The organism is Candidatus Binatia bacterium, from assembly GCA_035631035.1.
Taxonomy (GTDB): Bacteria; Eisenbacteria; RBG-16-71-46; order SZUA-252; family SZUA-252; genus DASQJL01.
Map to the genome: position 1 here is coordinate 20,255 of DASQJL010000043.1, position 8,632 is coordinate 28,886.

At 69.4% G+C, this 8,632-nt stretch carries 9 protein-coding genes and 1 pseudogene; 8 read left to right on the top strand and 2 right to left on the bottom strand.

All coding sequences use genetic code 11. The annotated features are described in order from the left end of the window. Positions 1–67 precede the first annotated feature (67 nt). Positions 68–2,872 carry an excinuclease ABC subunit UvrA gene (uvrA, locus tag VE326_04130; protein ID HYJ32385.1) on the top strand — a complete coding sequence of 935 codons (2,805 nt, stop codon included), beginning with the start codon at positions 68–70 and terminating at the stop codon, positions 2,870–2,872. On the opposite strand, the gene VE326_04135 is transcribed toward uvrA, so the two are convergent. Beyond that, on the bottom strand, positions 2,842–3,435 hold the full coding sequence (locus tag VE326_04135; GenBank protein ID HYJ32386.1) for a hypothetical protein: 594 nt from the start codon (positions 3,433–3,435) through the stop codon (positions 2,842–2,844). The genes uvrA and VE326_04135 overlap by 31 nt on opposite strands. Continuing rightward, the gene (locus VE326_04140; GenBank protein ID HYJ32387.1) at positions 3,432–3,965 is read right to left on the bottom strand and encodes a hypothetical protein; all 534 of its coding nucleotides are present in this window, start codon (positions 3,963–3,965) and stop codon (positions 3,432–3,434) included. The genes VE326_04135 and VE326_04140 overlap by 4 nt, the downstream gene beginning before the upstream one ends. 460 nt (positions 3,966–4,425) lie before the next feature. On the opposite strand from VE326_04140, the gene ffh reads away from it, so the two are divergent. From ffh to VE326_04175, 7 genes and pseudogenes are all read left to right on the top strand, one after another. Next, entirely contained in the window at positions 4,426–5,754 is a 1,329-nt protein-coding gene (gene ffh / locus VE326_04145) for a signal recognition particle protein (GenBank protein ID HYJ32388.1), read from the top strand. Between the two features lie 43 nt (positions 5,755–5,797). Next, a pseudogene (gene rpsP / locus VE326_04150) lies at positions 5,798–6,022 on the top strand (30S ribosomal protein S16). A 283-nt stretch (positions 6,023–6,305) separates the two neighbouring features. Further along, the gene (locus VE326_04155) at positions 6,306–6,542 is read left to right on the top strand and encodes a KH domain-containing protein (GenBank protein ID HYJ32389.1); all 237 of its coding nucleotides are present in this window, start codon (positions 6,306–6,308) and stop codon (positions 6,540–6,542) included. Between the two features lie 49 nt (positions 6,543–6,591). Next, positions 6,592–7,152, top strand: coding sequence for a ribosome maturation factor RimM (rimM, locus tag VE326_04160; GenBank protein ID HYJ32390.1), 561 nt, complete (start codon positions 6,592–6,594; stop codon positions 7,150–7,152). A gap of 5 nt (positions 7,153–7,157) precedes the next feature. Beyond that, positions 7,158–7,904: a tRNA (guanosine(37)-N1)-methyltransferase TrmD gene (gene trmD / locus VE326_04165; protein HYJ32391.1), complete on the top strand. Its 747-nt coding sequence runs from the start codon at positions 7,158–7,160 to the stop codon at positions 7,902–7,904. Further along, positions 7,901–8,263, top strand: a complete 363-nt coding sequence (rplS, locus tag VE326_04170; GenBank protein ID HYJ32392.1) for a 50S ribosomal protein L19 — start codon at positions 7,901–7,903, stop codon at positions 8,261–8,263. Before trmD ends, rplS begins: the two co-directional genes overlap by 4 nt. 34 nt (positions 8,264–8,297) lie before the next feature. Continuing rightward, on the top strand, positions 8,298–8,632 hold a 335-nt coding region (locus VE326_04175), incomplete at its 3' end, for a ribonuclease HII (protein HYJ32393.1).

The following is an 8,632-nucleotide window of genomic DNA, read 5'->3' on the forward strand; positions in this document are numbered from 1 at the left end:
CGGATTGGGCACGTCCTGAGGGGCCGCTCGGCAATGCCGGGCGGCCCTCGTGCATTACAATGGGCTCGTGCCGCGCCGCGCGTTCGTTGCTCCCGACACCCGCCTCCGGCTCTTCGGAGCCCGGCAGAACAACCTCAAGGGAATCGACGTCTCCTTCCCGCACGCCGCCCTTTCCGTGATCACCGGGGTGAGCGGCTCGGGGAAGTCGTCCCTGGCCTTCGACACGATCTACGCCGAGGGGCAACGGCGCTACGTCGAATGCGTCTCCACGTACGCGAAGCAGTTCCTCGACCGGCTCCCGCGGCCCGAGATCGACCGGATCGAGGGGCTTTCGCCGGCGGTCGCGATCCGCCAGGGGGCGGCCGCGCAGACCGGCCGCTCCACCGTGGGCACCGTCACCGAGATCGCCGACTACCTCCGGCTCCTCCTCGCGCGCGTGGGCGAGACGCGCTGCGGGCAGTGCGGCACGGTGGTCCCGCGCTACAGCGTGGACTCGGTGCTGGAGGCGGCGCTCCGGTTCGAGGGCGAGGACCTGGTCGTCGCCGCGGGGCTTCCGGCCCGGCCGGGGGAGCGGCCGCCCCAGGTGTGGGCGCGCGCGCTCGCCGCCGGCTTCGTGCGCGCGCAGCCGCGCGGCGCGCAGGGCTGGCTCCGGCTGGACGAGCCGATTCCGGCCGGCTCGAAGGGGCCGATCCGGGTCATGATCGATCGCGTACGCGCCGGCGCCGAGAACCGGATGCGCCTTCGCGAGGCGATCGAGCTGGCGTGGCGCGAGGGGGAGGGGCGGCTGGACATCGAGCGGCCCTCCGGCGAAGTCCTCACCTTTGCCGACGGGCGGACCTGCGTCACCTGCGGCCGCACCTTCCCCGATCCGCGCCCCCAGCTCTTCTCCTTCAACAGTCCCTACGGCGCCTGTCCCGAGTGTCGCGGCTTCGGGAACGTCCTCACGTTCACGCTGGATCGGGTGGTGCCGCATCCCGAGAAGACGGTGCGCGAGGGCGCGCTCGACCCCTGGAAGAACTCCTGGCGCGCCTATTTCATGCCCAAGCTGGAGGCCCTCTCCAAGGAGCGCGGCATTTCGCTGGACGTCCCGTTCGCGAGCCTCCCGGAAGAGCAGCAGCGCATCCTCCTCCACGGCGCGCCCGGGTTCCGGGGCGTCTTTCCCTTCCTCGAACGGCTCCAGCTCAAGTCGTACAAGTCGAGCGCGCGGTTCCTGGTGAAGCATTATCAGGAGGCCATGCCCTGCGAGGTCTGCGGCGGGACGCGGCTCAAGCCGGAGGCGATGGAGGTGAACGTCGGCGGGAAGAACGTTGCCGAGCTCCTCGGCGCCACCGTCGGGGAGCTGCGCGCCTTCTTCGCCGGGCTCCGCCTCGATCCCGTGCGCGAGGCCGTGGCCGCCTCGATCCGGACCGAGGTCGAGGGCCGGCTGGAGTATCTCGGCGAGGTCGGTCTCGACTACCTGACGCTGGATCGAGCGTCCAAGACCCTTTCGGGCGGCGAGTCGCAGCGGATCGAGCTGGCGAACGCGCTCGGAGGATCCCTCTCGCACGCCCTCTACGTCCTGGACGAGCCGACGGTCGGTCTCCACCCGCGCGATACGGAGCGGCTGATTCGCGTCATCCGGCGGCTGCGGGAGCGGAGCAACACGGTGATCGTCGTGGAGCACGACCCCGACGTGATCGCCGCCGCCGACTGGATCGTGGAGCTGGGACCCGGCGCGGGGCAACGCGGCGGCGCGCTGCTCTACGCCGGGCCGGTCGAGGCATGGCCGTCGCGGGTCGAGGCGACCGAGCCGCCCGAGATGGCGGCCGAGGGTCGCGCGTCCTACGGGCTGCCCGGGACGGGGGCGCGGGCGGGCGCGGCGCGGAAAAAGGAACCCTGGATCGAAGTGCGGGGCGCCCGCGAGCACAACCTTCGCGACGTGAACGCGCGGTTTCCGGTCGGGGCGCTCGTCGGCGTGTGCGGCGTCTCCGGGTCGGGGAAGTCCACGTTGATCGAGGACGTTCTCTGGAGGGCCGCGGCCCGGGCGCTGGACCAGGACGCGCCCGCTCCGGGCGCCCACGACGCGGTGCTCGGGCTCGATCCCTTCCGGCGCGCGGCGATGGTGGACCAGTCGCCCGTGGCGCGAAGCGCCCGTTCCAACCCCGCGACCTACGTGAAGGCGTTCGACCGGATCCGGGAGCGCTACGCGCGATCGCCGCTCGCGCGCCAGCGGAAGTACACGCCCGGGACCTTCTCCTTCAACGTCGCGGGCGGGCGCTGCGAAGCCTGCGAGGGGGCGGGCGTGACGCGCGTCGAGATGTACTTCCTCGCGGATCTCTGGATCCCCTGCGAGGCGTGCGAGGCGCGGCGCTTCCGGCCCGAGGTGCTCGAGGTGACCGTGCACGGGCTCTCGATCGACGCGCTCCTGGACAAGACGGTGGAGGAGGCGATCCAGCTCTTCCGCGACGATCCCGACGTGGCGGCGCCCCTCTGGGTGCTGGAGCGGGTCGGACTGGGCTACCTGCGGCTGGGGCAGCCCTTCTCCACCCTGAGCGGGGGCGAAACGCAGCGCGTGAAACTGGCGCGGGAGCTGTCGGACCGCTCGGCGGGCGAGACGCTGTATCTCTTCGACGAGCCGACCGTGGGACTCCACCGCAAGGACGTGCAGACGCTGCTTCGCGTGCTGCGTGAGCTGGTGCGGCGCGGCAGTACCGTGATCGCCGTGGAGCACAACCTGGACTTCCTGGCCGCCTGCGACTGGCTGGTCGAGCTGGGGCCGGGCGCGGGCGAGGAGGGCGGGAGGATCACGGCCGAGGGGCCGCCCGCCGCGATCGCGCGCGACGAGCGCTCGGCCACGGGGGCCTATCTCCGGAAGAGCGCGATCTGCGCGTAGTCGAAGGGGTGGTGCGCGGGGGCGCTGAACCTGCCGCGCACGACCAGCCCCCAGTGCCGGCCGAGCAGCGTCTCGAGTCCCGCGATGGCGTGCGTCTTCAGATACCCGCGCGAGTGGAACGCCGTCTCCCCGAAACCCTGGATCTTCGCCACCTGGACGACCAGGTGCGCGCCCGGACCGGCTTCCAGGATCGGTCGGATCGCCCATTTGCGGCGGATCGTTCGGAGCGGGCGCAGGAAGTAGGCGACGCTGAGCGTCCCCTCGGTCAGGAAGGGGGCGGAGGCTCCCGTCAGCTCGACATGAACCCAATGCTCGAGAGGGCCGCTGTTCTGGACGTAGCGCTCGTAGCCGAACGTTCCGAGGGCGTCGAACGGGCCGTCCGCGATCGCGGCGCCCAGCTCAAACCGGTCGTTGTCGTTGCCGACCGCCGCGCGCGCGGCGCTGGCGGCGGTGACCGGTACGGGAGCGCTGGTGTCGGCGGGCGCGGCCGAAGTCTGAGCGGGGGCTTGGCCGGCCCACGCGAAACAGGCCAGCGCCGAGGCGGCGGCGAGGAGCCGCCTCATTCGACGTCCACGTCGCTGGTCGAGATGAAGCTGCCCGCCTGGAAGTAGAGCCGGTACGTGCCCGCCGGGACGCGGCGGCCCTCCGCATCGGTGAAGTCCCACGTAATGACCGGCAGGCGGAACGTCCCCGACAGCGTGGCGGGCTCGTCGGCGTCGAAGATCACCTTGATCCGCGAGGCGTGCTCGTCGAAGACTGCGATCCGCACGTGCTCCGCGCTCGGAATGAAGAAGTTGATGATGTACGAGGGCGCCGAGGCGCCGGGGAGGAGTCCTACCTGCGCGCAGATCGCGACCTCGTTCGAGGTCGTGCCGAACTTCGAGCATTCGTCCCACGAGGTGCGCTGGGAGCCGGGAAAGAATTTCTGGGTGGAATGGATGCCGTCCGCGCTGCAACCGACGAGCGCGATCGCGGCAACGGCGAGCCACTGGCGCAGTGGGGTGCTCCTATTCCGGCCGCGGGGTACGACGTCTGGGGAACGGGTGACTGGGAACGCGACGTCAGAATCGCAGAGGAGGGGAGTGGAACGCAAAAAAAATTTGAGGAAGTTCCCCGCGCATCCACGTGACTCGCAAGTTAAAACCCCGCAAGAAACGACCGGCCTGATGGACTAGGTTTTAGCCGCGGATTGGGCACGAGGCGGCAGGGAACTCCGCTCGCAAGAAACTTATCTCACATCGGATTTTCGTGTCAACCATTTTCGACTCGCGCGTACATTGTGGCTGGCCGGGCGGGGAACCTGGGTGTCAATGAGGGGCGACTAGGGTCGCGATTCGAGTGCAGCGGGCTTGCTGGAGACGTATCGTTTCGACGAATATCGCGGCGGAGGTCTGGGCCTCCGCGGACGGCCGATCACGAGGTCCGATCGAGGCCCGCCCCGATCCCCTGTTGCCGAAGCCGCGGGGGGAATGGTATCTTCTCCCGTTTGTGGCACTTGGCCTCGCCGACCGCGGCGTTGGGCCGCGCCGCCGTACCCGTTCTCTGCGAGCGCCATGTTCGAAGATCTGACCGAACGCCTGGGCGGCGTTTTCCGGAAGATGTTGGGCCGGGGCCGCTTGAGTGATCAGGACGTCAAGGATTCGCTCCGCGAGATCCGGCGCGTCCTGCTCGAGGCGGACGTCAACCTCAACGTCGCGCGCGACTTCCTGAAATCGGTCGAAGCGCGCGCGGTGGGCTCCGACCTGCTCCAGAGCGTGCAGCCGGGGCAGCAGGTCGTGAAGATCGTCCACGAAGAGCTGGTGAAGCTCCTCGGCGGCGCGGGCCCGCAGACAGGGCTCCAGTTCCCGGCCAATCGCGCGGCCGTGCTGCTCCTCGCCGGACTCCAGGGCTCCGGGAAGACGACCACCGCGGCAAAGCTCGCGCGCTTCTGGATGAAGCGCGAGAAGCGCGTGCTGCTCGCGGCGCTCGATCTCCAGCGTCCGGCGGCGGTCGATCAGCTCGAGGTGCTCGGGAAGCAGGTCGGCGCGCCGGTGCACCTGGACCGCGCGGCGAAGGATCCGGTGGCCCTGGCGCAGGAAGCGCGTCGTCGCGCCGACAAGGAGGGCTTCGACCTCCTGATCGCCGACACGGCCGGCCGGCTCCACGTCGACGAGGAGCTGATGACCGAGGTCGAGCGCGTCCACAAGAAGCTCGAGCCTCAGGAGAGCTACCTCGTTCTCGACGGCATGACCGGCCAGGACGCGGTCTCGATCGCGGAATCGTTCACGGCGCGGCTTCCGGTCACGGGGTTCGTCCTCACCAAGATGGACGGGGATGCGCGCGGCGGGGCGGCGCTCTCGCTCCGGGCCGTGACGGGGAAACCGATCCGGTACCTGGGGACCGGCGAGAAGCTCGACGGCATCGAGCCGATGCACGCCGACCGGCTCGCGTCGCGAATCCTGGGCATGGGCGACGTGGTCACCCTGGTCGAGCGCGTGCAGGAGCGCATCGACCTCAAGAAGGCCGAGGACTTAGAGAAGAAGCTCCGGAAGCAGAAGTTCACCCTGGAGGATTTCCTCGGGCAGCTCCAGGAGATGAAGAAGCTGGGTCCGCTCGAGGAGATCATGAAGATGATTCCGGGCATGCGGCTTCCCGCCGGCGCTCAGGTCGACGAGCGGGAGCTGAAGCGCACGGAGGCGATCATCCAGTCGATGACGCGGGGCGAACGCGAAGAGCCGCGGGTCATCGACGGCAGCAGGCGCCGGAGGATCGCCAAGGGGAGCGGCACGACCGTGCAGGACGTGAACCGGCTCCTCAAGCAGTTCGAAGAGATGCAGACGATGCTCAAGCGCATGGGCAAGATGCCGAAGGGGCGGCTCCCGATGGGGATGCCGCGCCGCTGAGGCCGCTCGGCCCGGGCCGAACACCGACGGAGGGTAGAAGAGAATGGTCGTCATCCGCATGAAACGCGCGGGCGCGAAGAAGCGCCCGTTCTATCGGGTCGTGGTCGCCGACTCGAGGAGCCGGCGCGACGGGCGCTACATCGAGCAGCTCGGCTACTACGATCCGCTCACCGACCCCGCGACGTTCAAGGTCGACGCGGAGAAGTTCGCATCCTGGATCCGCAAGGGCGCGACTCCGTCGGAGTCGGTCGGCGTGATGATGGCCAAGCACGCTCCCGACGCGCTCCGTCCGGCGCGGCTCGTGCCGCAGAACGCGGCCGCGATGCCGGCCGCGGCCGAAGCCGAGACCGCGAAGCCGAAGAAGGCCGCGAAGAAGAAGGGCGCCGCGAAGAAGAAGGCGCCGAAGAAGGCCGCCACGAAGGGCGTCGCCAAGAAGGCGAAGGCCCGGGCGAAGAAGAAGAGCGGTGTGGCGCCGAAGCGCGCGGTCAAGAAGGCCAAGAAGAAGAAGAGCTGAGCGACCGGCGGCGCCACGGCGCCGCCAGGGAGGCGACATGAAGGCCAAGGCGCTCATCGAATATCTCGCGAGTCAGCTCGTGGATCACCCCGAAGGCGTTCACGTCGACGAGCACGACACCGGGGAGACCACGGTGCTCACACTCCGCGTCTCGCCGGGCGATCTGGGCAAGGTGATCGGACGCGAGGGCCGAACGGCGCACGCGCTGCGCGCGCTGTTGACCGCGTCGGCCACCGCCCAGGGACATAGGGCGATTCTGGAGATTGCGGATTAATGTCCCGGTGTACCGGCCGCCCGCAGGCGGCCGGAACTTCTAGCGGCCCATGAACGCAGGGGCTGACGAAAGCGGCGAAACACCGCGCGTCTTGGTCGGCATCATCGCCCGCGCGCACGGACTCCGCGGCGAAGTGGTCGTGAAGGTGATGAGCGACGCGCCCGAGCGCTTCGCCCCGGGCAGCGAGATGATCGCCGCGGGTCCGGAGAGCGTGCAGGCGCGGCCGTTGCGGGTCGCGGCGTCGCGCCCCTTCCAGGGAAGGCTCCTCGTGACGTTCGAGGGGGTGGAGCGCCGCGAAGAGGCGGAAGCCCTCCACGGCCAGGAGCTGACCATCGAGCGGAGCCAGGTCGCGCCCCTTCCCGAGGGCAAGCACTACCAGTTCGAGCTGATGGGACTGTCCGTGCGCACCACCGCGGGGATGCCGCTCGGCCGGGTCACCGACATCTTCAGCACGGGGAGCAACGACGTGCTGGTGGTGGACGACGACGAGAACGAGATCCTGATTCCGATGCTGGAAGGGGTGATCGTCTCGGTGGACCTCGAGGGGAAAGCCCTCGTGGTCGAGCCGCCACCGGGACTGCCGGGCATTCCGGAGCCCGGGGCGGAGTAGCCCCGGTGCGCGTTTCGATCCTCACGCTGAACCCCGGTTTCTTCGGCGGGGCGCTGGACGAGGGGATGATCCGCGTGGCCCGCGAGAAGGGGCTGCTCGAAGTCGTGCTCGTCCCGATCCGGGCGTTCGCAGACGACCGTTACGGCACGACCGACGACTATCCCTACGGTGGTGGGGCGGGCATGGTGATGAAGGCCGCGCCGATCGTCGCCGCGCACGAGAGCGTCGCGCGCTCGTGCGGGGGTGCGGCTCCCCGGACGCTGGTCACATCGCCCCAGGGGCGCGTGCTCACCCAGGAGTGGGTGCGGGAACTGGCCGCCGAGAAGCACCTCGCGGTGGTGTGCGGCCGCTACAAGGGGATCGACGAGCGGGTGGTGGCGACGCTCGGCGCCGAGGAGTTCTCGATCGGCGATTACGTCCTCTCGGGAGGGGAGCCGGCGGCCCTGGTGCTTACCGATGCCGTAAGCCGCTTACAGCCAGGGGTTTTGGGAGATGCGGAGTCCGCGGAGGCGGACTCCTTTTCCGAGGCGCTTTTGGACGCGCCCGTGTACACTCGCCCGGACGAATTCCGGGGGCGTTCCGTCCCCGAAGTCCTCCGAAGCGGGAACCATGAAGAGATCCGCCGCTGGCGACGTCGGGAAGCGATCCGACGGACCCTCGCGCGCCGGCCCGATATCGTCCGGGGCCGTGCGTGGAGCGAGGAGGATCGAAGACTGATGGACGAAATCAAGAGGGAGGCGGATCAGCCATGAGCGCCATCGAACGGTTCGAGACCCGGTTCACGACAGACCGGACGCTCGACTTCCAACCGGGTGACACGATCAAGGTCCACGTTCGCGTCATCGAGGGTGAGAAGGAGCGGTCGCAGATCTTCCAGGGTGTCGTCACCAACATTCGCGGCAGCGGCATGCGCACGTCGTTCACGGTGCGCAAGATCTCCGCGGGAATCGGCGTGGAGCGCACGTTCCCGCTCCACTCGCCGTCGGTCGCCAAGATCGAGGGCGCGCGCAAGGGGAAGGTCCGTCGCGCGAAGCTGTACTACCTGCGCGGCCGCAAGGGGAAGGCGGCCAAGGTGACGGAGCGCGAGTCGCTCGGAGGAGACGAAGGGTAGTCGATCGGAAAGGAGCGCGAGCCGCAGGGAGGCGATGAGGCGCAGCAAGCTGGCTCGATTCGACGACGGGTATCGCGAGCAATGGGGCGAGCTCGTCGCGGGGGTGGATGAGGCGGGGCGGGGCCCCTTGGCGGGCCCGGTGGTCGCGGGGTGCGTCGTATTGCCCGCGGACGCGCGAGGGTTGCGCGGCGTTCGGGATTCGAAGGAGATGACCGCCGAAGAGCGCGAAGAGGCGGTCGTGAAGATACGGGCGGTGGCGCTGGGCGTCGGGGTGGGTGTGGCGAGCGTGGAGGAGGTCGACGCCTTCAACATTCGAATGGCGTCCTTGCTGGCGATGCGACGAGCCGTCGATGCCCTGGGGATCACTCC